Annotated in this window: 25 protein-coding genes; 14 read left to right on the forward strand and 11 right to left on the reverse strand. The window is 64.5% G+C overall.

All coding sequences use genetic code 11. The features are described from left to right. Window positions 1–43 precede the first annotated feature (43 nt). The 3 genes from NP_RS05460 (at window position 44) to NP_RS05470 (ending at window position 3358) form a co-directional block, all read left to right on the forward strand. Entirely contained in the window at window positions 44–1699 is a 1656-nt protein-coding gene (locus NP_RS05460; RefSeq protein ID WP_011322824.1) for a hypothetical protein, read from the forward strand. Window positions 1700–1829: 130 nt separating this feature from the next. Continuing rightward, window positions 1830–2996, forward strand: a complete 1167-nt coding sequence (locus NP_RS05465; RefSeq protein ID WP_011322825.1) for a thiolase C-terminal domain-containing protein — start codon at window positions 1830–1832, stop codon at window positions 2994–2996. After that, entirely contained in the window at window positions 2993–3358 is a 366-nt protein-coding gene (locus NP_RS05470) for a Zn-ribbon domain-containing OB-fold protein (protein WP_011322826.1), read from the forward strand. The genes NP_RS05465 and NP_RS05470 overlap by 4 nt, the downstream gene beginning before the upstream one ends. Here the strand turns inward: NP_RS05470 and NP_RS15210 are convergent. Next, window positions 3355–3630 (reverse strand): zinc ribbon domain-containing protein, encoded by a 276-nt coding sequence (locus tag NP_RS15210; RefSeq protein ID WP_011322827.1) that lies wholly within the window; start codon window positions 3628–3630, stop codon window positions 3355–3357. The two genes, NP_RS05470 and NP_RS15210, sit on opposite strands and share 4 nt — an antisense overlap. 50 nt (window positions 3631–3680) lie before the next feature. Continuing rightward, window positions 3681–4649 carry a transcription initiation factor IIB gene (locus NP_RS05480; protein ID WP_011322828.1) on the reverse strand — a complete coding sequence of 323 codons (969 nt, stop codon included), beginning with the start codon at window positions 4647–4649 and terminating at the stop codon, window positions 3681–3683. Window positions 4650–4852: 203 nt separating this feature from the next. On the opposite strand from NP_RS05480, the gene NP_RS05485 reads away from it, so the two are divergent. The 3 genes from NP_RS05485 (at window position 4853) to NP_RS14755 (ending at window position 7073) form a co-directional block, all read left to right on the forward strand. Continuing rightward, window positions 4853–5629, forward strand: coding sequence for an SDR family oxidoreductase (locus NP_RS05485; RefSeq protein WP_011322829.1), 777 nt, complete (start codon window positions 4853–4855; stop codon window positions 5627–5629). 141 nt (window positions 5630–5770) lie between these two features. Continuing rightward, a complete protein-coding gene (locus NP_RS05490; protein WP_011322830.1) occupies window positions 5771–6853 on the forward strand; it encodes a phosphotransferase family protein in 1083 nt (360 codons plus the stop codon). Window positions 6854–6929: 76 nt separating this feature from the next. Beyond that, entirely contained in the window at window positions 6930–7073 is a 144-nt protein-coding gene (locus tag NP_RS14755; RefSeq protein ID WP_011322831.1) for a hypothetical protein, read from the forward strand. An 18-nt stretch (window positions 7074–7091) separates the two neighbouring features. On the opposite strand, the gene NP_RS05495 is transcribed toward NP_RS14755, so the two are convergent. Next, complete coding sequence (locus NP_RS05495; RefSeq protein ID WP_083761667.1) at window positions 7092–7562, reverse strand: FKBP-type peptidyl-prolyl cis-trans isomerase; 471 nt, start codon at window positions 7560–7562, stop codon at window positions 7092–7094. A 115-nt stretch (window positions 7563–7677) separates the two neighbouring features. Here NP_RS05495 and NP_RS05500 point away from each other — a divergent pair, with 115 nt between their 5' ends. Then, entirely contained in the window at window positions 7678–9324 is a 1647-nt protein-coding gene (locus tag NP_RS05500; RefSeq protein WP_011322833.1) for a rhomboid family intramembrane serine protease, read from the forward strand. Here the strand turns inward: NP_RS05500 and NP_RS05505 are convergent. Next, window positions 9321–10643: a HEAT repeat domain-containing protein gene (locus tag NP_RS05505; RefSeq protein WP_148215433.1), complete on the reverse strand. Its 1323-nt coding sequence runs from the start codon at window positions 10641–10643 to the stop codon at window positions 9321–9323. The two genes, NP_RS05500 and NP_RS05505, sit on opposite strands and share 4 nt — an antisense overlap. 202 nt (window positions 10644–10845) lie before the next feature. On the opposite strand from NP_RS05505, the gene NP_RS05510 reads away from it, so the two are divergent. Then, the gene (locus NP_RS05510) at window positions 10846–11670 is read left to right on the forward strand and encodes a DUF7504 family protein (protein WP_011322835.1); all 825 of its coding nucleotides are present in this window, start codon (window positions 10846–10848) and stop codon (window positions 11668–11670) included. A 36-nt stretch (window positions 11671–11706) separates the two neighbouring features. On the opposite strand, the gene NP_RS05515 is transcribed toward NP_RS05510, so the two are convergent. Continuing rightward, a complete protein-coding gene (locus tag NP_RS05515) occupies window positions 11707–12345 on the reverse strand; it encodes an METTL5 family protein (protein WP_011322836.1) in 639 nt (212 codons plus the stop codon). 127 nt (window positions 12346–12472) lie between these two features. Between NP_RS05515 and NP_RS05520 the strand changes: the two genes are divergently transcribed. After that, complete coding sequence (locus NP_RS05520; RefSeq protein WP_011322837.1) at window positions 12473–13639, forward strand: 3-dehydroquinate synthase II; 1167 nt, start codon at window positions 12473–12475, stop codon at window positions 13637–13639. On the opposite strand, the gene NP_RS05525 is transcribed toward NP_RS05520, so the two are convergent. Both NP_RS05525 and NP_RS05530 read right to left on the reverse strand, forming a co-directional pair. Continuing rightward, window positions 13640–14317: a type I 3-dehydroquinate dehydratase gene (locus tag NP_RS05525; protein WP_011322838.1), complete on the reverse strand. Its 678-nt coding sequence runs from the start codon at window positions 14315–14317 to the stop codon at window positions 13640–13642. It abuts the gene before it with no gap. 66 nt (window positions 14318–14383) lie between these two features. Beyond that, a complete protein-coding gene (locus NP_RS05530) occupies window positions 14384–14764 on the reverse strand; it encodes a hypothetical protein (protein WP_011322839.1) in 381 nt (126 codons plus the stop codon). A gap of 101 nt (window positions 14765–14865) precedes the next feature. On the opposite strand from NP_RS05530, the gene NP_RS05535 reads away from it, so the two are divergent. From NP_RS05535 to NP_RS05545, 3 genes are all read left to right on the forward strand, one after another. After that, window positions 14866–16674 (forward strand): flippase-like domain-containing protein, encoded by a 1809-nt coding sequence (locus tag NP_RS05535; RefSeq protein ID WP_011322840.1) that lies wholly within the window; start codon window positions 14866–14868, stop codon window positions 16672–16674. 151 nt (window positions 16675–16825) lie between these two features. Then, complete coding sequence (locus tag NP_RS05540; RefSeq protein WP_011322841.1) at window positions 16826–17785, forward strand: transcription initiation factor IIB; 960 nt, start codon at window positions 16826–16828, stop codon at window positions 17783–17785. Between the two features lie 3 nt (window positions 17786–17788). Then, window positions 17789–18748, forward strand: coding sequence for a DUF5787 family protein (locus tag NP_RS05545; RefSeq protein WP_011322842.1), 960 nt, complete (start codon window positions 17789–17791; stop codon window positions 18746–18748). Here NP_RS05545 and NP_RS05550 read toward each other — a convergent pair. Together NP_RS05550 and NP_RS05555 are read right to left on the reverse strand one after the other, a co-directional pair. Further along, window positions 18745–19569, reverse strand: a complete 825-nt coding sequence (locus NP_RS05550; RefSeq protein ID WP_011322843.1) for an MBL fold metallo-hydrolase — start codon at window positions 19567–19569, stop codon at window positions 18745–18747. The two genes, NP_RS05545 and NP_RS05550, sit on opposite strands and share 4 nt — an antisense overlap. Continuing rightward, window positions 19569–20897 carry an ATP-binding protein gene (locus NP_RS05555; RefSeq protein WP_011322844.1) on the reverse strand — a complete coding sequence of 443 codons (1329 nt, stop codon included), beginning with the start codon at window positions 20895–20897 and terminating at the stop codon, window positions 19569–19571. Before NP_RS05555 ends, NP_RS05550 begins: the two co-directional genes overlap by 1 nt. A gap of 132 nt (window positions 20898–21029) precedes the next feature. Here NP_RS05555 and rnz point away from each other — a divergent pair, with 132 nt between their 5' ends. Further along, complete coding sequence (rnz, locus tag NP_RS05560; RefSeq protein WP_011322845.1) at window positions 21030–21956, forward strand: ribonuclease Z; 927 nt, start codon at window positions 21030–21032, stop codon at window positions 21954–21956. Window positions 21957–21977: 21 nt separating this feature from the next. Here rnz and NP_RS05565 read toward each other — a convergent pair whose 3' ends face one another. Continuing rightward, window positions 21978–22433 carry a MaoC family dehydratase gene (locus NP_RS05565; protein WP_011322846.1) on the reverse strand — a complete coding sequence of 152 codons (456 nt, stop codon included), beginning with the start codon at window positions 22431–22433 and terminating at the stop codon, window positions 21978–21980. Window positions 22434–22566: 133 nt separating this feature from the next. On the opposite strand from NP_RS05565, the gene hisB reads away from it, so the two are divergent. Beyond that, window positions 22567–23154, forward strand: coding sequence for an imidazoleglycerol-phosphate dehydratase HisB (gene hisB / locus NP_RS05570; RefSeq protein WP_011322847.1), 588 nt, complete (start codon window positions 22567–22569; stop codon window positions 23152–23154). Between the two features lie 35 nt (window positions 23155–23189). Here hisB and NP_RS05575 read toward each other — a convergent pair whose 3' ends face one another. Continuing rightward, on the reverse strand, window positions 23190–24344 hold the full coding sequence (locus tag NP_RS05575; protein ID WP_011322848.1) for a thiolase family protein: 1155 nt from the start codon (window positions 24342–24344) through the stop codon (window positions 23190–23192). Between the last annotated feature and the right edge of the window lie 106 nt (window positions 24345–24450).

Below are 24450 nucleotides of genomic sequence, written 5' to 3' on the forward strand. Positions count from 1 at the left end.
AAGACCGAAATGTCCCCGGTCGAAATGGGAGGCAAGTCGACACATGAATGAAGGAATCCCCGAACAGCTCATCCGCCGGCTGAGCGACGCCTCGCGGCTCGTGCCGCTGGCGTTGCTCGCCGTGGTCGCGGCCGTAATCTACGTCTGGCGGCCGCTGTTTCACGGCCTCATCTACCGCGTCGCCTACAGCCCCTCCCTGCTCATCCTCGTCGGCACGACGGTTGTCGCCGGCATCGCGCTGGTCTTTTGGCCGCGCATGGGCGAAGACCCGCTCGAATCGGCGGTGACGAAGTGGTCGATTCTCGGCACCATTGTCGTCGCCGCACTGGTGCTTTCGGTCGCCTACTCGATTCCCGCCGGCATGGCCGAAGAGCGCTCTCTCGCCCAAGACGCGACAGCCGACGCGGAGGCGGTCACGGATTTCCCGACCGTCAACGAGGAGAACCCGCGAATCGTCCCGGAGGCTGTCGCTAACGTCCAGACGAAAGGGAGTGTCTCCTACCGGCAGCACGAACTCGGTGCCAGCGACATCGCCCGCACGGAGGATGGCCGGCTGGCGTGGTCCTATCCCATACAGCCCGGCCCCTTCCAGGTCCGTCTCTCCGGCCACCAGCGGGGCGTGCTGCTTTCGGACATGACGGCGATGGAGGACCGTGAGATGCAGGCCTTCGACGAACACGAGTTCGCTCGTGGACAAGCGATGCTGTTCCACCGGAGCGCAGACTGGGGGCTGAAGAAATCCGACTACTGGGCTCAGTACCGCGACGACCCCGTCGAGTTCGTCCACGACGGCGAGGCCTACATGGCCTTCCCGAAGACGGGCCACGAATGGCGGCTGACGCCGGTGCCGCATACGGTTCCCGTCTGGGAAGGCGTCGCCTTGGTCCATCAGGATGGTACCATCGAGCACTTCGATGCCGACGAGGCGGCCGACTCCGAGGTGCTGGACGGCCAGCGGCTCTACCCGATTTACAACGCCCAACGCGAGGCCGAATCGCTCCGGTTCCGCAACGGCATTGTCAACCAGTTGCCGATTGTCGGCACCTTCGAGGGAGTCATCGAGCCGGCCGGACTACCGTCCGGCGCGGGCAACGAGCAGCCCTTTACCATCGACCTCGAAGGCGAGGAGATGGCCTACGTGATGGCGATGGAACCGTACGGGCAGGACACCCGCGGCCTCGATGAGGTGTGGTTCTTCAACGCCGAGACCGGTGAGACAGTCTACTACGAGACCGGCGGTGACACCCTGCTCGGTCCGGAACGGGCGACAGACATTGTTCGCGCTGAGGACACCCGGACCGACTGGGACACCGCTGGCTCCGACGGCGAGTTCCGCGCCGTCGAGCCTGTCCCCGTCGTCGTCGACGAGGAGCTGTGGTGGCACAGCAAGGTCGTTCCGACCGACAACAGCGACGTGACCCGAAACGTCTTCGTCTCCGCACACAGCGGCGCGGCCGTCGAACTCCACGACACTGAAGCTGTCATCGACTTCATTGAGGGCGAAGATGTCGAGGACATCGACGAGGCCGAGGAAGTCGGCGAAGTCGGTACTGAGCCGGCCGACGAGGAGGAAGACATCGCCTACTACGTCGTCATCACCGACGAGGCCGGCGAAGAGGTCGACCGCATCCCCGTCGCGGCCGGCGAGGAGGTCACCATCGTCGACGACACTGACGACGAAGCCACCGCAGGCGACTGACGCTGTCGGTCGTCGGACCGGCTGCCGTTTTACTTCTCGGAGCAGTAGACCCTGAGCCCGAAACAGCCGACGGCTCGCCCACCGAGCCGTTTCCGCACAGATTATAAACATCTGTTCCGTTCGTTGCCGTATGTCACGAGCAGCCGTCGTCGGCGCCGGCATGACGAAGTTCGGCGTCCACGAGTCACCGATGCAGGAGCTTTTCGCCGACGCCGCCTTCGAGGCCCTCGACGACGCGGGCATCGAGGCCGGCGAAATCGAAGCCCTGTACTTCGGCAACGCGATGGGCGGACAGACGGAAAACGAGACGCATCTCGGCCCCAAGATGGCAACTCACATCGGAATGGCCGGCACCCCTGTCCAGCGGTTCGAGGACGCCTGTGCCACCTCCGCCAACGCGTTTAAAAACGCCGTCCAGGCCGTCGAGGCGGGCGTCCACGACGCCGTCCTCGTCGGCGGTGTCGAGCGCTGTACTCCCGAGACGGGCAAGGACACCCCAGAGATGACCCGCATCTTCGGGTCGGCTTCCCACCGGCAGTACGAGCAGCCATCGGGGCTTACCTTCCCCGGTGTCTTCGCGCTGCTAACGAAGCGGCACATGCACGAACACGGGACAACCGAAGAACAGCTCGCCCACGTCGCGGTCAAGAACCACGGCAACGGCGCGCTGAACCCGAACGCGCACTTCGGCAAGGAGACGACCGTCGAGGAAGCGCTTGACGGTCCTATCGTCGCAGACCCGTTCCGGCTGATGGACTGCTGTCCGTTCTCCGACGGTGCGAGCGCTGTCGTCGTCGTTTCCGACGACCTCGCCGACTCCTATGACGCCCCCGTTGACGTGACAGGCGTCGGCCACGCGACCGATGTCGTTCCCATCGGCGACAAGCGCGAAATCGGCGTCACGCAGGCCGCCCGCGACGCGGCCGCGGAAGCGTACGAACAAGCCGGCATCGACGCGGACGCTGTCGACTTCGCGGAAGTCCACGACTGCTTTACCGGTGCGGAAATCCTCGCCAGCGAGGCGCTCGGCCTCATCGAAGACGGCGAGGGTGGCGTCGCCGCCGAGGAGGGCCGTACCGCCCGCGACGGTGACATCCCAATCAATCCCTCTGGTGGTCTGAAGGCCAAGGGCCACCCCATCGGTGCGACCGGAACGGCACAGATAGTCGAGCTGACAAAGCACCTCCGCGGCGAGGCGGGCGAACGACAGCTCGACGCCGCCGACTGCGGCGTCGCACACAACCTCGGCGGCGACTCAGCGACAACCGTCGTCAGCGTCATGGAGGCACGACAATGAGCGACCTGACACACAACGAGTGGGTATCGGCGGTCAAAGACGGCGAACTGCTCGGCCAGACCTGCCCCGACTGTGGGGCGACACACGGCACGCCGAAGGCTGCCTGTCCGCATTGTGGCTCACGGGACCTCGAAACAGTTGCCCTTCCGACTGAAGGCACCGTCTACACCGAGACGACCATCAACGTCCCGCCCATCAACATCGACGAGCGCGGCTATCAGGTCGCGGTCGTCGCGGTCGGTGAGGCCCGCGTGATGGGACGGCTGGTCGAGGAGGATGTCGACATCGGCGACAGTGTCGCCGTCGCTGGCTACGATGAGGACGACACCGGAAACGTGACGCCGCGGTTCGAGGCCGTCTAGCTTCCCGGCTGTTCCGCTGCCGGACGTTTATTGTCAGGTGTGCCGCCGCCTGAAAGGTCGGAGACACAGCGGCGGCAGTATCGGAAGCCGGGGGCGTTCGGCGTCCCGCAGGTCGGACAGGTCACCTGGTCCGGAGGCTCGTCGGCGCTGTCCGTCGGGGCGGCTGTTGCTTCGGCCTTTCTGTTCCCCTTACGGTACAGATACACGGCGATAACGATGTGTACCGCGACGAACAGAACGGTTGCCGCTACTAGCCAGCCGAACCCCTCCATCTCACCCTAGATATAGTGTGTCACACTATATAATTCTTGCAGCGAGCCCTTCAGGCCGACCCGGATTCCTGTTCGGCTTCGAGCAGTTCGTGGTAGCGGTTCCGGATGGTCACTTCGGAAATATCTGCGACCTCGCTGACCTCCTTCTGTGTGACCTTCTCGTTGCAGAGCAGCGAGGCGGCGTAGACAGCGGCCGCAGCGAGGCCGACCGGCGACTTGCCGGAGACGACGCCTGCTTCCTGCGCGTTGTCGAGCAGTTGTCGCGCCCGCCGTTCGGCTTCGTCGCTCAACTCGATGTCGCTGGCAAAGCGCGGGACGTAACTTTTCGGGTCGGCAGGCTGGATTTCGAGGCCGAGTTCGCGGACGACATAGCGGTAGGTGCGAGCGATTTCGCTTTTTTCGACGCGGGAGACTTTTGCGACCTCATCGAGGCTTCGCGGCGTCCGTGCCTGCTTTGCGGCGGCATACAGCGAGGCGGTTGCGACGCCTTCGATGGAGCGTCCGGGGAGTAGGTCTTCGTCGAGCGCGCGGCGGTAGATGACCGAGGCGGTTTCGCGGACGTTTTCGGGGAGGCCGAGCGCCGAGGCCATGCGTTCGATTTCGCCGAGGGCCTGTTTGAGGTTGCGTTCTTTGGAGTCGCGGGTGCGGAACCGCTCGTTCCAGGTGCGGAGTCGCTGCATTTTCTGGCGTTGGCGGCTCGACAGGGAGTTGCCGTAGGCGTCTTTGTCCTGCCAGCCGATGTTCGTCGAGAGCCCCTCGTCGTGCATCATCTTCGTCGTGGGGGCACCGACACGCGATTTTTCGTCCTTTTCGGCGCTGTCGAAGGCACGCCATTCGGGACCGCGGTCGATTTCGTCTTCCTCGACGACGAGGCCACAGTCGGCACAGACGGTTTCACCGTGCTCGGTATCCGCCTGCAGCCGGCCATCACACTCCGGACAGGTGAGGTCGTCCTCGTCTTCCGAGGTTGATTCATTCTCGTCGGTTCGCTGATACTGCCGTACAGTGGTGTCAGTCATTGTCGGTGTGAGACAGCGGGTGCTGGGGGTTCGCTTCCTCTAATCTATTGTCGTTCCAGCGACTTAAATTCTGTGGCCGGCGAAGCGGCAGATTCGCCCTGACTGCCGATATGTAAACGGGGCTGTAATTGACAACAGTTGTCTAGTGACGAGTTCACAATTTCCGAACGCTTATTCGGTGGCGGTCGGATACGGCGGACACAATGGACCTCGGACTCGACGGACGGACCGCCCTCGTCACGGGGGGCGGCGGGCGTATCGGAGGCGAAGACTGTCGTATCCTCGCTGCGGAGGGCGCGGAGGTTGTCGCCCTTGACGTGAATCTCGGTGCCGCTGAGAACGTCGTCGAGGAGATCGAAGCCGACGGCGGCACCGCCCACGCCGTGGAGTGTGACCTGACCGACCGGGCGGATGTCGAAGACACGATCGCGGCGCTGGAAGCCGAGACTGGCGGCATCGACGTTCTCGTGAACAACGCCGGGATGGTCGACGCCAGAGACCGGATCGAGGAGTTCGACGACGAGATATGGGACCGCGACATCTCGGTCAACCTCACCGGGGCGTACAACGTCACACGGGCGGTGTATCCCAATATGAAAGAGCGGGGCTGGGGTCGCATTATCAATATGTCCTCGATGGCCGGCTGGCAGGGGGGCTTCGGGCAGGCCTCCTACGCCGCAACGAAGGCCGCTCTCATCGGATTCGGCAAGACGCTTGCGCTCGAGGGAGCACAGCACGGCGTTACATCGAATATCATCGCTCCGAGCATCGTTGTCGGCCAACTGGCCGACCTTCCGATCGACCAGCTTGAGACGGTTGACGAACACTTCGCCCGCATTGCGAAGGCGACGCCGATGCGCCGGCTCGGCACCGAAGCCGACGTCGCAAACCTCGTTGCGTACCTCGCCTCCGAGCAGGCCGACTACATCACCGGACAGGTGGTCGGCGTCACCGGCGGCATCGACCTCTTTAGTTTCTGAACCGGCCGCTCCGGATGCTCAGAAACATTGTAAGCATGATTTCCGCAAACTGCCCCGTGGCTCTCCGGTTCCCGGCAGATATTTGGGGGCGGACGTTCCAATGTGGCTTACAATGTTAGTGAAATTCGGTGGTGAGTGTCGATGACTGACACTGACCCCGAGTATTTCGAGCGCATCGTCGACGAGGAGGCGCTCCGGGCGTATCTAACGGATGCGCTCGGGCCGGCCGACGGCTTCGATGTCCGCCACCACCAGGAGGGACACTCCAACGAGACGCTGTTTGTCACGTGGGGTGACCGGGAGTTGGTTATCCGACGCCCCCCGCCGGGCGACACGGCCGAAAACGCCCACGACGTGCTCCGGGAGTATCGGGTCGTCGACGCGCTGCAGGACACGGATGTCCGTGTGCCGACGACAGTAGTGGCCTGTGATGACCACTCGGTCATCGGTAGCGACTTCTATGCGATGGAAAAAGAGGCAGGCGACGTGCTCCGCGACGCCGAGCCAGACCGGTTTGCCAACCCGGCGGCCCGCGAACAGATCGGCTACGAGCTTGTCGACCGCCTCGTCGAGATTCACGAGGTTGATTACGAGGCAGTTGGCCTCGAAGAGGGCGATTTCGGCTATCCACCGGGCTTTACCGAGCGACAGGTCCGCCGTTGGTCCGAGCAGCTGACGTGGGCCTTCGAGGTCACGTCCGACGAGCGAGAAGTCAACGAGCTCTACGACGTGATGGAGTGGCTCTACGATAATGTCCCCGGCGACGACGAGTATCCGAACACGCTGGTCCACGGCGACTACAAGCTCGACAACGTGATGTTCGCGCCGAAGGACGAGCCGGAAATCGCCGCCATCTTCGACTGGGAGATGGCGACGCTCGGTGACCCATTCACCGACCTTGGTTGGATGCTCTCCTACTGGCGGCAGCCGAAAGACCCCGAGCCGCCGACGCCGTCGCTGACACAGACCTTTATGACCGAAGACGGCTACCCCACCCGCCGCGAACTCGTCGACCGCTACGAGCAACAGACGGGCTTCGAGTTCGACAATTGGCGGTTCTACTGGGTGCTTGCGACCTACAAGCTGGCCGGGCTCGGCGAGATGTTCTTCCGGCGGTATCTGGAAGGCAACTCCGCCGACCCGATGTACCCCAAGATGGAACACGGCGTCCCCGCGCTGGCCGAGCAGGCGCTGGACATCATCGACGGCGAAATGACGCTGTAGGCGACCGGCAGCATTTGCCGGGTTGTCGATAAACAATCATTACATTAAAGACCATGCAGGATGTTCGTCGAAACAGATGACCCGCGACGAGACGGCTCCGATGGTCCCGATAATGCCGGCAGACGACCGTACAGACGACACTATCCGTGCCGACGGCGGCCGGCGGAAACGCTACGACCGCGAAGAAGTACTCGCACCGCTCGTCGCGGACCTCCGGTAACTCCGGCTGCTTTTCCGATTAGTTGACGTCGACGATTTCGACATCGAAGGTGAGCGTCTCGCCAGCCAGTTCGGGGTTGAAATCGACTCGAACGACGTCGTCGCTGACGTCGGTGACCTCACCGTGCTGTCCGTTTTGTGCCTCCAGATACGCGCCCTCTTCGGGGAGCTGTCCGCCGAGCATCTCCTGTAGCTCCTCGGTGTCGAACGTCTGAACGCGTTCTTCGGACCACTCGCCGTACCCCTTCTCCGGCGGGATTTCCAGCGTCGTTTCCGCGCCGGCCTCAAGGCCGATAAGTCCCTCTTCCATCCCCTCGATGACTTCCTGTGCGCCGACATCGACTGTCAGCGGGCTGTACTCGCGGTCCGGCTGCGCATCCGCCAGCCCTTCCTCTTCGGCAACGTCCTCGCGGGACGTATCAAAGACCGTTCCGTCGTCGAGTCGCCCGGTGTACTCCAGCGTCACCGCATCGCCAGTAGCTATCGTCATACTGTACCGAATGTCCCGACAGTGAAAAGCCATTGTATCCCACACGACACGGCTCGGTGCCCTCTCGTCGCCGGAACCGTCGGCTTATTTTATCCGTCGGGCCGTCGGCTGGGATATGCCTCTGCCCGCCGCCGTCTGGTATCCGGTGCTCGCGGCCGCGCTTGCTGTCTCTCTCGCCGCCGTCTACTATCTTTCACAGCCAGCCGGCCGGTGGGGCCAACTCGTCCGCAAGCGGCTGCTCTTGGGGCTGCCGTGGGGGACGCTGCTGGCCGTCGGTGGCGTCCTCGCGTTCTATCTGCTCGCACAGGACGGCCTCGCGAATCCGAACGCCCCCGTTCAGATTCCGTTCCGCGCCTACGGATACACCTACCCGCTCGGCGTGCTGACTGCCGGCTTCGCACACGCGAGCCTCGGCCATCTGGTCGGTAATCTCATCGGCACGCTCGTTTTCGGCTCGCTCGCCGAATACGCGTGGAGCCATTTTCCGACTGAGCGTGGCTCGACATCGTTTTCATCGCTCCGGATGAATCCTTTCGCGAGAATCGCTGCGTTCGCGGCCGCCGTCTTTGCGTTCGGCATCGTCTCGGCGGCGTTCGGGCTTGGACCGGTCATCGGCTTTTCCGGGGTCGTCTTTGCCTTCGTCGGTTTCGCTCTCGTCCGGTTTCCGCTCGCGACCGCCGTTGCCACCCTGACGACCGGTGTCGTCTCACAGCTCTACAACGCCGTCCGTTCGCCGGAGAGCGTCCACGTCGCAAGCGAAACGTTTTCCCAGCCGTGGTGGGCCGGTATCTCGCTGCAGGGACACTTACTTGGCCTGCTTGCAGGTGCCGTCTTCGGAGCGGCCCTGCTGTATCGCCGTGGCGTGCGGCCGAACCCGACCCACATCTGGCTTGCCGCCCTCGTCTTTGCGGTCGACCGCGGACTCTGGGCGGTGTATCTCCCGGAGGGTCCGGAGACGTTCCGGCTTTTCCGCGCGCTCGGACTGGCTGCCGTGTTCTGTATCGCCGCCCTCGTTGCCGGGGCGGCGGTTGCGACCCCTCGTGACCTACTCTCCCGCATCGACCTGTCTCGACGTGAGGCGGCCTACGGACTGTTGATAGCCGCCTTGCTGGCCGTCGCCCTCGTCGCCGTCCCGCTGAATCTCTACACGATTGACGACCCCGATGCGGGACTCGACGCCGACAGCGGAATCGAAGTCGAAGACTACACGGTCTATTACGCAGAGGACGTCGAAAACCAGTTCGTGCCGGCGATACCGGTTCCGGGCGACGGGAACGTGACCGCCGACCGCATCGAGGCCAGCGGCATCATCATCGTCTCCGCGGAGCGGGATATCTGGTGGCAGGAGGTCTCGAAAAGCCGTCTCGCATCCAACGGTGAGGCCACGCTCCGGCTCGGGAGCCTGACGTGGAACGAGGATGTCCACGTTACCCGACCGACGTGGCGGGTTGCCGGCACCGAATCCAGCTACCTCGTCGAAGCACAGGCGGAGACGGCCGACGAGCGGTCGGTGCTGTTCCAGTCGCCGCCGGCACAGGCCGACGCCCGGCTTGACGGCCGGAACGTCTCTGTCGCACCGGCCGACAGCGGCTTCGAACTTCGGGTCACACGCGACAATGAGACGCTCGGAACGGCTGCCGTGCCGGCCGACGGCGAATCGGTGACTGCCGGCGGCGTACAGTTCGAGCGCGACGACCGGTCGCTGTTCGCCGAGCGCGGCGACACGCGGCTCCGAATCGCACAGCGGGCCGACCGCTCCTAGGAGCCGTGTTTTTCGGTGTAATCCGACGGCTGCCTGACGTAGGTGTAGTCGACGTCGTGTTTTTCGGTGTCTTTCGCCATGTCCTCCTTGATGCGTTCGAGCACCGAAGAGGCGATTGTCCGCGTCTCGGCCGAGCAGTCCGCGTCGCGGCTCATCGACCGGAGCTTCGATTCGAGCTTCTCGCCTTCGAACTGTCGTAGGTACGCCGCCGCCATCTCGGTCGCGGCGCGGTCGGGCGTCCGCAGCGAGTCGGCAAGCCAGCAGTGAACCTCCTCGTCGTCGAGCGTCCCGGCGATTTCGCCGAGCAGCCACACCGCGTGGCGTTTTACCGTCTGGCTTTCGCGGCTCGTGCCCTCGCCGTCGTCGGCGACGATGTTGGACAGCAGCCGCGCCAAGTCGACGAGCTCCTCGTGGTTTCGTTCCTTGATGAGATAGTCTCTGACCGTGTCCGGTTCGACGGGGCGCGAGGACGTATACAGGAGAATGAGCGACACCATCGCCCGCCGTCGGACGGTTTCGGAGCGGTCATCGAGCGCTCCGACGAGCACGACCGCCGATTGCCGTCGGTCGAGCCGGTGGAGCTGTTCGACGGTGAGCCGCCGGAGCCGGTTCTCCGTTGCCTGCGCGAGCGGCAACATTGCTTCTAGTGCCTCTTCGGTCCCGATATTTGCGAGAGCCGTCGCCGCCGCCCGTCGGACCATCGGGTCGTCCGTCTCAAGCGCTTGCCGGACCGGCTCGACAGCAGCCGCGTCGCCAACGTTCCCGTAGGCTTCGAGTGCTCGCGCCTGAACGCGTCTGTCGGAGTCGGTGAAGGCGGCTTCGAGTTCGTCGGCGACCCGCTCGTCGGCGCGTGTCGCCATCGCTGCGGCGGCGACCAACCGGAACTGGGGGACGTCCGAGCCGAGCCAGCGCCGGAAGAACGCCCCCGGCGTTTCGGAACCGCGGGTCCGGACGGCCTCTGCCAGCCGGGTCGCGAGCCGGTCGATGTGCTCGCTCCCGTACCGGTAGAGCGCATCGATGGCCTCCCCGCGCACCTCTTCGCTGTCGTCTCGGAGGACCGCTCCCATCAACTCGTCGAGTGCCTGCTCGACTTCGTCGCCGTCCGACGATGTCGAGATGCGGCCGAGCGCGTTCGCCGCCGCTTGTCTAACTGTGGGCGTGTCGCCACCCCGTAACAGCCGACATAGCTCCGGGATGTCGCTGCTGTCGACAGGCGGTTCGAGCACCGAGTACGCGAGCCCGTCATCGTCGGCAGAAAACGTCGAGTCTTCGAGTCTATCCAGCCACGTTCCGTCCGCGTCAGTATCCTCTGAGGTCATTCGGAGCGCTCCCCGGTCGCACTGGCCGTCGTCCGCGACCGCTCCCGTATCGGCGTCTGCACCCGCGAGCGTACGACGGACCGGACAATCAAGGTTACGCCGTTGTGGGGCCACTGGCGGCTGTCGTTTGCCTTTCGGCCGCCGAAACAATCGGAGCGATTAAACGACAGAGCGGAGACGGGTCCACAAGGGTCCACTAAGGATGGTATATCGATGGGACTGCCGCCACTGTGCGTTCTCGGCCTGGTCGAACAGCGACGAACGGCTGCGGAAGAACGCCGGTGCGCACCTGTTCGACCACCACTCGTCGAAGCTTTCGAAGGCCGACTTCAGAGTCGCCTGGGACTGTCCGTACTGTGATGCGGGCGAGACTGCCCACGACAAGGGCGCCGCCGCACAGGCGTTCAAAGACCATCTCGACTGGCACGCCGGAAACAGCATCGAGTCGAACGCCCACCTTGCCGACGAGGTCGAAAACAGCGGCAACGTCCTCGTACAGACAGCCGCCGACAGCGCCGCAGCAGACAGTGCTCGCCTGCAGTTTACCGCACGTAGCGACCTGTCGATAATCGTCACCAAGAGCCCGAAAGAGCGGCTCCGGCTGCTTCACGACCGATTCAACGGCTGGCCCGACCGGACCGTCGTCATGACCACCAAGCGCCGCCCGCTTGCCGGGGCGTTTGATATCGATCTCTCGGATGCCCCTGTCGAAGTCGTCGAACTCGACCGCCGACTCGGACCGAGCCAACTCGGTGAGACGATCTCCCGCGTCATCGACGCCCACCACACCCCCGACCAGCGCCTCGCCGTCGGGTTCGACATCCTCTATGACATCGTTAGCTCCTTCGACCTCCAGACGACGCACGATTTCGTCAGTATGCTCTCTTCGCGGCTCTCGGAGGCCGACGCCCTCTGGCATATTTACGCGGAGCCGCGGCCGCAGCTTTCGACCGCACTGAACGTTCTCGAAGAGTACATCGACCTGACCGTCGAGACGGAGTCGGGCGTCTTCGTCGTCAACGGCTGATGCCGCTGGGTCGGGTGGCTCCTGACGCGGACGCGGTCACCACTCGATACGGAACACTTCGGTGTCGATAGTGCTAGACTGCTCGGTGTGGTGGTCGAACTGCCGAGGGATATCGAACTCCGCGGCGAAGGCGTGGGTCACCTCGCCAGCGTTGTCGTCGGCGAACGCCTCGACGAACGACTCGCTGCCGGCGTTGTGGACGGAGTAGGAGACAGCGGCGACATCGGCTGCCGTCTCCAAGAACGCGCGGTCTGCCCCCTCGTTTCCGGACTGTGCGCCGAACGGCGGGTTCATCAGCACCGTGGTTGGGTCCGGCGGCGAGACGGGCAGTTGGGTCGCATCGGCGCGAAGCCACGCCACGTCGGTCATCGCACCGACGCGTTGCTCGTTTTCCAGCGCGGTCGAAAGCGGGTCGGCGTCGATATCGACGCCGACGACGCGCTCCGGCCCCCGGAGGGCGGCACCGAGGGCCAACATGCCGGTTCCACAGCCCAAATCGAGCACCGTCCGGTCCACGATGTCGCCTTGTAGGTCCGCGACGTGGACGATATGCGCCGCCAGGTCCGGCGGCGTGTGGTACTGCTCGAGCGGAGCAGTCGGGTCCTCAAACCCGGCCACGACCGCCAGTTCCTGTGCCAGCCGTCGCCGTGTCGCCCCCGTGTTCCCGTCGGTCATCGGTCGGAAATACTTGCCAGATATCCATATAGCTTTGTGTATTTCTGATAGTAATTCACCGGTCTGGAGGCGGCGCTGGCGAACCGGTCCCGCCACGTTCAATAGCCGCCCCCACAACCGGGGAAGTATGACACGTTCCGTGTGGCTCAAAGCCGACGATGCAGTCGGCGACTGGGAGGCGCGCAAGCGCCGTATCACCGCCGGGCTTGAGGCCGGCGTTGACTGGGTACTCGTCGACGAACGCGATGTCAGCCGCGTCCGCGAACTCGGACAGGTGAACGTCGCCGCCTTCGCCGGCGATGATGTTCATGTGATGGACGCCGAGGAACAGCCGGATGCCGAGCCGGACGCCGTCATCGTCGGCAAGGAGGGAGAAGGCGATGGGACTGTCGACCTCCCCTCCGACTTCTCCGGGTCCGCCGACCTGACGACGCTCCGCCGGGCCGAGGCCCCGGCCGGCGCGTACGTCCGGATTCTGGACCAAGATTACGAGTCCTTCGCCGAAACCGCTGCCGTGGATGCCGACTACACGATTGTTATCGGCGACGACTGGCAGATTATTCCGTTGGAGAACCTCATCGCTCGCATCGGCGACGAGACCGACCTCATCGCTGGCGTCCAGACCGCCGAAGAAGCCGAAACCGCCTTCGAAACGCTTGAGCTGGGTGCCGACGCCGTTCTGCTCGACACCGACAACCCCGATGAGATTCGGGCGACCGTCGAAGCCCGCGATGCGACCGAACGCGAGACACTCGACCTTCAGCGGGCGACCGTCACTGAAATCGAAGAAACCGGCTCCGCAGACCGTGTCTGTGTTGATACCGCCTCGATGCTCGAACACGACGAGGGGATGCTCGTCGGCTCGATGAGCCGCGGACTGTTCTTCGTCCATGCGGAAACGGCGGATTCACCGTACGTCGCCAGCCGCCCGTTCCGCGTCAACGCCGGGGCCGTCCACGCGTACGTCCGGACGCCCGACGGCGGCACGAAATACCTCGCGGAACTTTCCTCCGGAGACGAGGTCCAAGTCGTCGACACCGACGGCAACACCCGCGAGGCCATCGTCGGCCGCGCCAAGATAGAGAAACGGCCGATGTTCCGCATCGAAGCCGAACTGGAAAACGGCGACCGCATCGAGACCCTGCTGCAGAACGCCGAGACCATCAAGGTCGCTACCGACGAGGGTCGCCGGTCGGTAACTGAACTTGAAGCCGGTGACGAGCTCCTGATTTATTACGAAGACGTGGCTCGCCACTTCGGCGAAGCCGTCGAAGAGTCGATTATCGAAAAGTAGCTACGCGAGCGACGACACGAGTTCCCGAAGCGTCGCGAGGTCGTACTGCCCGGGGGCGGTCGCCTCAGCGGGGTCGACCGGCGCGTAGCCGATTTGTGACCCGTACACCGGCGCGACCGCGCGGGTGTGGCTCCCGGCTTCTCCCATCGCCATCGTTGCCACCGTCGTCCCCTTTTGTGTCGCCTCGTGGGTCGCTGCCAAGACATCGAGCGCGTCGCTTCTGTCCGTCGCTGTCACGGCGAGCTTTGCGACATCCCCGTATGTGCCGGCTCGCTCTAGCAGGTCGACAAGCGTCGACCGTGCCGGCGTCGCCTCGAAATCGTGCGTCGAGACGACGACCGAGGCGTCGTTGCCGTGGGCGTGGTCAGCCAACGACCGTGCTGCAGCGTTGTCTTCGAGCGCCGCCAGTTCGATGTCAACTGCGCCCACGGCGTCGTGTTCGACGGCGGCTTCCAGTGCCGGGAGTCGGCCCTCGTCGTCTGCCTCGCCGCCCTCCCACGTCGGCCGGTTTGTCACCAAGAGGGGCAGTTCGCCGTCGTAGCTGCCGAGCGCCGAGCGGGGCTCCGCCGCGAGGTCCATCCGGAACTCCACACAGTCGGCGTGCTCGCGGGCTGCCGGCTCGTCACCGAGGTCAGCCGTCGCGGCCGCGAGGGTGAACGTCTCGAAAGGAATCGCCATAGCCGGGGTGTGTAGCCCACCGGTGAAAGCCTCACCGGTCGCCGCAGTCGCTGTGTCTCGGCCGATTCAGGCCCGCCCGATAAACCGGGCCTGTGCGGTCGTCCGGTTGCTCCCGTAATCAGTAACCTGTACCCGTATCGTGTCGCCGACCGAGAGCGCGCCGCTGCCGCCGGGGTCGGGGATGTCGCGGACGAACGTCTGGAGGCCGTTGATGGTCCCGCGGACCTCCGGCGGTACGCGGTCGTATTGGGTTTCCTTCACCACCAGTTCGTAGGTTTTGCCCTTCTCGGCAGCCTCCTCCGGCGGGCGCTGCTGGGCCTCCCGGTGGGCAGCGTCTCGTTTTTTCTGCGCCGCCGTCTTCGGCGTTCTGCTTCGCCGGAACAGTCCCAAGAGCATGACGAAGACGACCAGGGCGACGACACCACCGATGACCAGCGATTGCACCATCGACCGGCCGTTCGCGGGGGGCGTTGAAATCGGTTGTGCCCGCACCGCAGGTCGGCGCGCAGACAGAAGGTTGATACGCGGCGCTGCCGGACACACGGCCGATGACAGACCGGGAGGTAAGCGTCGTTTTGCCCGCCTACAACGAGGCGGACACTATCGAGCGGACGGTCAACGTGACGCTCGAGACGCTTTCGTCGTTCCTCCCGGCCGACAGCTTCGAGGTGCTGGTCGCCGAGGACGGTTGCGACGACCGCACGCCCGACATTGCCAGCCGGATGGCCGATGCAGACGACCGGGTTCGACACTTCCACAGCGACGAGCGGCTTGGCCGCGGTGGCGCACTTGAACGGGCCTTCGAGGCCAGCGACGGCGAGGTGCTCGTCTACTTCGATACGGACCTGGCGACTGACATGCGCCACCTCGAAGCCCTCGTCGAGTCAGTCCGGACTGAAGGCTACGACATCGCGACTGGCTCCCGTCGGATGCCGGGCAAGCGCCAGCGGCGCGAGCCCGAACGCGGCATCGCCTCAACGGGCTACAATGCGCTCGTGCGGCTGTTCCTTCGGTCGCCGCTGTACGACCACCAGTGCGGGTTCAAAGCCTTCGACCGTGACGCGCTGCTTGCTCTCGCCGACGACATCGAGGACAACCACTGGTTTTGGGATACGGAACTGCTGGTTCGGGCCCAGCGAGCCGGCTACGACATCAAGGAGTTCCCGGTCGATTGGGAGCCGAAAGGCGACACGAAGGTCGACCTCGCCCGGGATGTCTTCGGGATGGGAAGCCAGATTCTCCGGCTGTGGTGGCAACTGAGCGTCAGGCCACGCATCGACCGCCGGACGACGACGGTTCTCGGGACACTGCTGGTTGTCCTCGCCGTTTTCTGGCTGTCGCAGTATCTGGACCCGACAGCGGTACTCGATGCTATCCGCGATGCCGACCCGGCACTTTTGGCCGCGGCGACCGGGCTCTATGTCCTCTCGTGGCCCGTTCGTGGCGTTCGCTACCGTGACATTCTCTCCGCGCTCGGCTACCGCGAGCGGGTGGGATTTCTCACCGGCGCGATATTCATCAGCCAGACGGGGAACCTGATATTCCCGGCCCGTGCCGGCGACGCCGTCCGTGCCTACATCGTCAAGGCGAGACGCGATATCCCGTATCCGTCGGGGTTTGCCTCACTGGCTATCGAGCGTGTCTTCGATTTGTTGACGATTACCGCTCTCGCCGGCGTGACACTGCTCGGCCTTGCTGCCGCTGGTGTCGATGTGGCCGCTCTTCGAACGGCCGACGCAGGGGGTGGCACCGCCGAGAGCGGCCGGACCGCTGTCTTTGCCGCCGGTGCTGTCGGTGCGGCTGCGCTTGTGGCCGTCGCTGGCATCATCGCCACCGCCCGCACCGAACGGAACTTCGTTCGAGGCGTCCTCGGCCGTCTCGGCGGCGACTCCTACGTTGACCGCGTTGTCGCTATTATCGAACGGTTCGCCGCTGATGTCCAGACGGTCGCCGAGCGCCCGTGGACGTTTCTCGTTGTCGCCGCAGCGAGCGTACTGGTGTGGGCAATCGACATCGTGACCGCCATCATCGTCTTTGCGGCCTTCGGCATCGAGTTGCCGCTGTGGCTTCTGGTCTCGGTCGGGTTCTTCGCGGTCAGTGTCGGCAATCTCGCGAAGGTACTGCCGCTTTCGCCCGGCGGTATCGGCCTCTATGAAGGGGCTTTCACCCTCATCGTCGTCGCCCTTACCCCGGTCGCGTGGCCGGTGGCGCTTGCGGCCGCCATCGTCGACCACGCAATCAAAAACGCTGTCACGGTCATCGGCGGCGTGGGCTCGGCGGTCTTTTTCAACGTCTCGCTGACGACCGCCGTCGAAGAGTCCTACGATGTCGATGCTGACGCGCCGGTACAGGAGTGAGTAGCCCGACACCTGTCGCCGCCGGAAACAGGAGTCTCGCTGTCGAAAATACCGAAGTGTTTAAATGCCTTTCGGCCCTCTTTCTGGTACTGATAGCTGACCGGGTTCTTTTGGGGCGTTTCCCTACCTGGTAGCTCCCGCCACGTTAGCAATGAGCGAACATATCCGAACACGAACGACCGAGACGGAAACGGAAGACGAACGAGCTGAGACGTCTGGCTGTCCCGAGTGCGGCGGCAAACTGGCTGCCGACACCGAGCACGGCGAAACCGTCTGCCGGGACTGCGGCCTCGTCGTCGAGGAAGACGAAATCGACCGCGGTCCCGAATGGCGTGCCTTCGACAGCGCCGAAAAGGACGAAAAATCGCGTGTCGGTGCCCCGACCACCAACATGATGCACGACAAGGGGCTCTCGACGAACATCGACTGGCGCGACCAAGACGCCTACGGCAACTCGCTTGACTCCCGGCAGCGCCAGAAGATGCAGCGACTCCGCAAGTGGAACGAGCGGTTCCGCACCCGCGACTCCAAAGAACGCAACCTCAAGCAAGCCCTCGGCGAAATCGACCGCATGGCCTCCGCGCTCGGGCTTCCCGATAACGTCCGCGAAACCGCCTCGGTCATCTACCGCCGCGCGCTCGACGAGAACCTGCTCCCCGGACGCTCCATCGAAGGCGTCTCAACGGCTTCCGTCTACGCCGCCGCCAGACAGGCCGGCGTCCCGCGGAGTCTCGATGAGGTCGCAGGCGTCTCCCGTGTCGAGAAAAGCGAAATCGCCCGCACGTACCGCTACGTCGTCCGCGAGCTTGGCCTCGAAGTCCAACCCGCCGACCCCGAAAGCTACGTCCCGCGCTTTGCCAGCGAACTCGAACTCTCCGAGGAGGCGGAAAACCGCGCCCGACAGCTCCTCCAGAACGCCAAAGAGCAGGGCGTCCACTCCGGCAAGTCGCCGGTCGGCCTTGCCGCAGCCGCCGTCTACGCCGCTTCGCTGCTGACAAACGAAAAGACGACGCAGGCGGCCGTCTCCGAGGTTGCGGATATCTCCGAGGTCACCATCCGGAACCGCTATCACGAACTGCTCGAAGCCGAACAGGACCTCGCGTTCGCCTGAGGCTTGCGGGAGTTCGCTTTCGAACTCGCGGTCGCGGCATCGCTGGAGGCGGCAACGGACGGGTTGGTCGCCAGACAACTCGGCACCCGCGACCGCATTGTCGACCTCGTCGAAATCGAGCCCGGGCCGGATTTCTCCGAGCGAACCAGCCTCACTGCAGAGCCGATTCCACCGCTAGCAATCGAGAGCGCCGTCGGCGTTGGGACCGCCCGCGACCCAGTGGAGGCAATCGATACAGACCCCGACCACGCCCGTTCCGTCGCTGACCAAGCCATCGAGGCCGGATTCTTTACCGCCGAGCGCCGCGGCAGCCGTCGGCACGTCCGGCAGACGGCTCGCTACCCCGACTGGTTCGCCGGCCTCCACGCCTACGAGAACAAACCCGACCTCGACCGGCCCGGCGACCTCGAACGCCAGCTCCGGAAGGACGTCTCGCTTGCGCTTTTTGACACCGTTACGCTCGTTACCGACTCGTATGTGACCGGCGCGCATCGAAACCGCATCCCCGAGGTGGTCGGTATTGTTCGTTTTGACGCCGAGCACGGCGAGACGACCGTCATCCGTGACGCCGAACCGTTGTCTACAGAAACAACGGGAATCGCCATCGGCGAGCGTTCTCCGGCCCGAGTAGACATCGAGCCCATCCCGTCCGAACGGAAGACAGCCCTTCGGCTACGCCTTGCGGAGCGCGCCTACGGGAAAGGCTGGCGGCCCGACGGCCTGCCTCCCTGCACGCAAGCCGACGCTCGTGGGCCACCGTTTGCGTCCGACGATGCGCTTCCGTACTGCCAGTGGAAGGGGCGGTTCGTGCATCCGACCCGGGAGTGTGGCCCCGACTGTGGAGGCCACGAGGCCGCCGAGCCGCCGCCGGCCGATATCGACGCCGTCCGTGCTGAAAAGACGCCGTGGGAGCCGGACCCACCCGGTGCGGGACGGACACAGACCAGCCTCGACGACTTCTAAAGCTCGAAGCGCTCGCCGTCGACGGCCATGTCGTCGTCGAACGCCTCGTCGGCCGGGATGTAGTGTGAGAGGTGCACGAGCCGGTAGTCGTCGGCGTCGAGGTCGTCGGCGAGTCGGCGTGCCCCCTCGACGGTCATGTGCTTAGTGCCGAACGTCCGGTACGTGCCGTCGGCATCGGCGTGGTCGCCGCCGGCAGGGTGGTACTCACAGTACGCTGCAGGGACGATGCCGTCGGCGAAAAACAGGTCCGGGTTACGGAGCACGTCGCGGGAGGCGTCGTCGATGGCGTAGTTGCTGTCGCCGGACAGTGCGAGTGTCGCTCCGGTTTCGGGGTCCTCGATGTGTAGCCCATAACAGACCAGCGGCGGGTGCTCCACCGGCACGAGCGTCACCTCGAAGCCGCAGGTTTCGAACGGCTCGAACGGCGACCGAGGTTCGACGGTGATGGCGTCGAGGTAATCGTATTTGTCGCCGACGGTCTCGGCGACGCTTTCGCCGGTTGCTGGGTCGACCTCATCGGCCGCAAAGACGGGCACGTCTTCGAGCAGTCGATAGGCGTTCCCGAGGCCGTCGAGGTGGTCGAAGTGGATATGGCTGATGACGATAGCGTCGGGGAGGTCGACATCGTTCGATAGGAACTGCGAACGGAAATCCGGGCTGGCGTCGACGAGCAGCGACTCGCCGGTGCGGTCGTTGTGGACGTGGACGGAAAACCGCGACCGCTCGACGCCGCGTTCGCGGGCGCGCTGGCAGGTCTCACACTTGCAACTCGGCGTCGGCGTCCCGGTCGTATCGCCGGTGCCGAGCAGCGTGACCTCCATCAGTGGTCGTGGTCGTGGTCGTGGTCGTGGCCGTCCGACCCATCGGCGATGAGCGCGTCGGCGTCGCCTTCTATCATGTCCATGTTCTTGAGGTTGTCACGCTCCTCGAAGCCTTCGATGGCCTCGAGGAGGTCATCCTGTGTCAGCGTGGTCCGTTCCTCGGTCAGCGCATCAAGGACAGCCTCACGCAACACGAGCCGGAGGTCGCTGCCGGTCAGCCCCTCGGTTGCCTCGGCGAGCGCTTCGGGGTCGAAGTCGTCGACGTCCATCCGGCGGGTGACGATGCGGAGGATGTCGGCCCGCATGTCACGGTCCGGCTTGGGGAAGTTGACAATCTCGTCGAACCGACGCCATGCGGCCGCATCGAGCTGGTCGGGGTGGTTCGTCGCCCCGATAAGTAGCACATCGTCCTGAATCAGCGAGATTTCGTCGATGCTTTTCAGGAGCGTGTTCACCGCACGTTTGATGGCGGCGTGTTCGTCCGACGAGCGGGTCTTGGCGACGAAGTCGAACTCGTCCATAAAGAGGATGCACGGCGAGAGCCGTTTTGCGACCTCGAACGTCTTGTCGACGTTCTTGGCCGTCTCGCCGAGATACTGGCTGGTAATCATCGAGAGCTTGACCTCGACGAAGGGCAAATCGAGGTCCTGTGCCAGCGCGCGGGCGACCGAGGTCTTGCCGGTGCCGGGCGGGCCGACAAAGAGGAGCTTTCCGATTTCTCGGAGCCCGATTTCGGCCAGATAATCGCGGTGTTCGATGGCCTTGACGATTTTGTGAATCTCGTTTTCTTGGTCGGTCGTCAACACGAGGTCATCCAACGTCGTCTCAATCTCCTCGGGGGCACGAATCTCGACGAGGTCAAGCATTTCCTCTTCGTCCTCGTCGAACATCTCCTCCAGCAGCGAGTCTATCCAGACCCGGTCGGCGTGAATCGGTCGGTTCTTCGACCGCGCCGTCTCGTAGTCGACCTCAGCGTCGACTTGGTCGCCAAAGGCGTGGGCGAGGGTGGGATTGTCGCGCAGCGCTTCTACGGAAACCCGCTCGAGGAACCACGATTCGGCCATCTCGCGGTCGGTGAACTCGATTTTACCTGAGAAGTCATCTCGGTCGGTGAACATGAGCCCGGAGATGGCTTCCCATGGGCGGTCGACGCCGGTCGCGGCGGCCGCAGTGTTCGTCGTGGTCGTCAGCGGCCGCTCGACCTCGCCGTCCTCCCAGAAGACGCGCCGATAGCGGGGCGGGAGGTCCCGCTCGTCGAGGTCACGGTTGTCCGTATAGATGGCCGCAGTCAGCAGAAACTCAACGACGTCCAGTTCGGGGCTGCTCATTCCCCCAAACCTTGCCTCGCTGGGGGTATAAGCCCGTCGGAAGCTATCTTCCGACCGGCAGTGAACTGTGTTTTGCCGCCCCCGCCGACCGACATCGAAGTCGGTTTACCCGCGTCGCCGCTGTGTTCGGATATGTCCCTTCGCGTGACCTTTCTCGGAACCAGCGGTGCCGTGCCGACGACCCGGCGGAACACGAGCGCAGTCTTTCTCCGCCGCGAGGGCGACCGGATGCTGTTCGACTGTGGCGAGGGGACACAGCGACAGATGATGCGGTTCGGGACCGGCTTTGCGGTCTCGAAGGCATTTATTACCCATCTGCACGGCGACCACATCCTCGGCCTCCCCGGCCTCCTGCAGACGATGGATTTCAACGACCGCGAGGAGCCGCTGTCGGTGTACGTTCCGAGCGGCAAACAGGCAGAGCTCCGGGACCTCATCGACACGGCCGCCGGAGCGCCGTCGTTTCCGGTGCATGTCAACGGCGTCTCCGACGGACAGGTCGTCGTCGATGCTGACGACTACGAAATCAGAGCCTTCGAGACCGACCACGACGCCCGGTCGCTCGGGTACGCGCTCATTGAAGCCAGCCGAAAGGGGCGCTTCGACCGCGAACGGGCCGAAGAACTGGGCGTTCCGGTCGGCCCGAAATTCCAGCAGCTCCACGCCGGCGAGGCCGTCGAACTCGAAGACGGAACCGTCGTCGAACCGGAGCAGGTCGTCGGCGACCCACGCCCCGGCCGCCGTGTCGTCTACACCGGCGATACGAGACCCACAGACCGGACCGTGACGGTCGCCGAGAACGCCGACCTGCTGATACACGATGCGACCTTCGCCACCGACAACGCCGACCGAGCGGCCCGGACTGCCCACTCGACGGCCGCCGAAGCCGCCGACATCGCCAGCCGAGCGGACGCCCGGCGGCTCGCGCTGGTTCACATCTCCTCGCGGTACGCCGGCGACCCCTCCCCCATTGAACGGGAAGCCGACGACGCCTTCGGTGGCGAGGCGTTCGTTCCGGAGGACGGCGACACCGTCGATATCCCGTTCCCGGACGAGTGACCGGCCAGCCAGCGGGGCCGACTACGCGTCCGGATTCCGCCGGCGGGTCATCCCAAGCGCCGTCCACTCGATGACCTCCTCGTCGTCCTGATTGTAGCCTCGCAGCCGCGTTTTGATGTGGCCCATCCCCGGCCGACTCTCGGAGGGTCGCTTGTCGACGATTTCGACCTCGATTCGGATTTCGTCGCCGGGATAGACCGGCTGCTTCCACCGGAGGTTGTCGATACCGCGGGCACCCATCGACGTCTCGGCATCGAGGAACTCATCGACAAAGAGCCGCATACACGCCGAGGCGGTGTGCCAGCCCGACGCCGCCAGCGAGCCGAAAATCGACTCCTCGGCCGCCTCTTGGTCCAGATGGAACGGCTGGGGGTCGTATTTTTCCGCGAACTCCGTGATTTCGTCTTCGGTTATCTCATAGCGGCCGTCGAGTTCGTACATCTCGCCGACCTCAACGTCCTCGAAGTATCGTGCCATTGGTCCCCGCTCGTCGTCGCCGAATAAAAAGCCCTCCGTCCCGGCACCAGCGGCCGCGACCCAAATCAGCCGCCTGCGCGGGGGGGCAACCGGCCCCCGCAACCGACTTAACCGAGCGCACAAAGGTGCCGACATGACAGACCGGACGGCGGCCGCGACCCGCGAAACGGCCGAGACAGAAATCGAGGTCACGCTCGACCTCGACGGCGACGGCGAGAGCACCGTCGACACCGGCATTGGCTTCTTCGACCACATGCTCGAAGCGTTCGCCAAGCATGGCCTCTTCGACCTCACGGTCCGCTGTGACGGCGACCTCGACATTGACGACCACCACACGGTCGAGGACATCGGTATCGTCCTCGGGGAGTGTCTGGCCGACGCCCTCGGGGACAAGCGCGGTATCGTTCGCTATGCCGACCGAGCGGTTCCGCTCGATGAAGCCGTCGCCGATGTCGTCGTCGATGTTTCCGGCCGTCCTCGGTTCTATTTCGACGGCGCGTTCTCACAGCCCTATATCGGTGAGTTCACAAGCGACATGGCCCGGCATTTCGCCGAATCGCTGGCGCTGAACGCGGGGCTGACGCTGCATCTCTCCATTGAGGGGGAGAACGCCCACCACGAGGTCGAGGCGCTTTTCAAGGCGCTTGCGCGGTCGCTTGACGACGCCACACGCGTCGACGACCGACGAAGCGATACGCCGAGCACGAAAGGAGAGCTGTAGGAACAGCGAAACGAGAAACGGCGAATCCGGAGGTTCTACCGGAGCTCGAACTCGATAGCCGCGCCCTGGCCGAAGCCGACACACTCGGTCGCGAGGCCGAGTTCAGCGTCGTCGCGCTTGCGCATCTCGTGGATGAGCGTCACCGGTAGCCGCGCGCCGGTCGCGCCGAGCGGGTGGCCGATGGCGATGGCACCGCCGTTGACGTTGAAGATTTCATCGTCGAAGCCGAGCTGCTCCTGACAGTAGACGGTCTGGGAGGCAAAGGCCTCGTTGAGTTCGACGAGGTCGTAGTCGTCGGCGCTCGTCCCCGAGCGCTCGAAGAGGTTCTCACAGGCCGGGATGGGGCCGATGCCCATAACCTCCGGCTCGACGCCGGCAACGGCGTTGTTGCCGATTTCGGCGAGAATCTCGAAGCCCTGCTCTTCGGCGAAGGCCTCGCTTGTGACAAGCAGCGCCGACGCGCCGTCGGTCGTCTGGGACGCGTTGCCCGGCGTGACCGACCCGTCGGCCTTGAACACCGTCGGCAGTCCGGAGAGCTTCTCGGCGGTCGTGCCCGGCCGAAGCCCCTCGTCTTCCTCGACGAGCACTTCGTTGCCCTCGTCGTCGTGGCCCTCAATGGGGACGATTTCGTCGTCGAAGCGGCCTTCCTCGGTCGCCTCGACGGCTCGCTGCTGGGACCGAGCGGCGTACTCGTCCTGTGTCTCACGGCTGACATCGTAGCGCTCGGCGACTTCTTCGGCGGTCATTCCCATCTGCAGCGCCGCGATGTTGTGGTGGTCGTTGAGGCCGGGGTGGACCTTGTTGTTCTCGCCCATCTTGACCATCGACATCGACTCGACGCCGCCAGCGATGATGCAGTCGCGCTGGCCGGCGCGGATGGCGTCGGCGGCGTTGATGACGGCCTCCGCGGAGGATGCACACCAGCGGTTGATGGTCGTCGCCGGCGTATCCTCACCGAGTTCGCTCATCAGCGCGATGACGCGGGCCATGTTGTTGCCCTGCTCTTCGCGCTGCTGGGCACAGCCCCACTTGAGGTCGTCGACGTCCTCGCCGGTCAGGCCGGTCTCGTCGAGAATCTGATCGATGAGCGGAACGGAGAGGTCTTCGGGCCGAACGTCCGCGAAGACACCGTCTTCCTTTCCGAACGGGGTGCGATACGCCTTAACCACGACTGGCGTGTTGTCACTCATACACTCCCCCATTATCCCCCCACCACGTTAAAGCTACTACTCGGGCAGATACCTCACGTAAAAGGTTTGCCCAGAATCAGTTTCAAATGTTAATAAACTGAACGAG

It is taken from the genome of Natronomonas pharaonis DSM 2160 (genome assembly GCF_000026045.1).
In the GTDB taxonomy this organism is placed as follows: Archaea; Halobacteriota; Halobacteria; order Halobacteriales; family Haloarculaceae; genus Natronomonas; species Natronomonas pharaonis.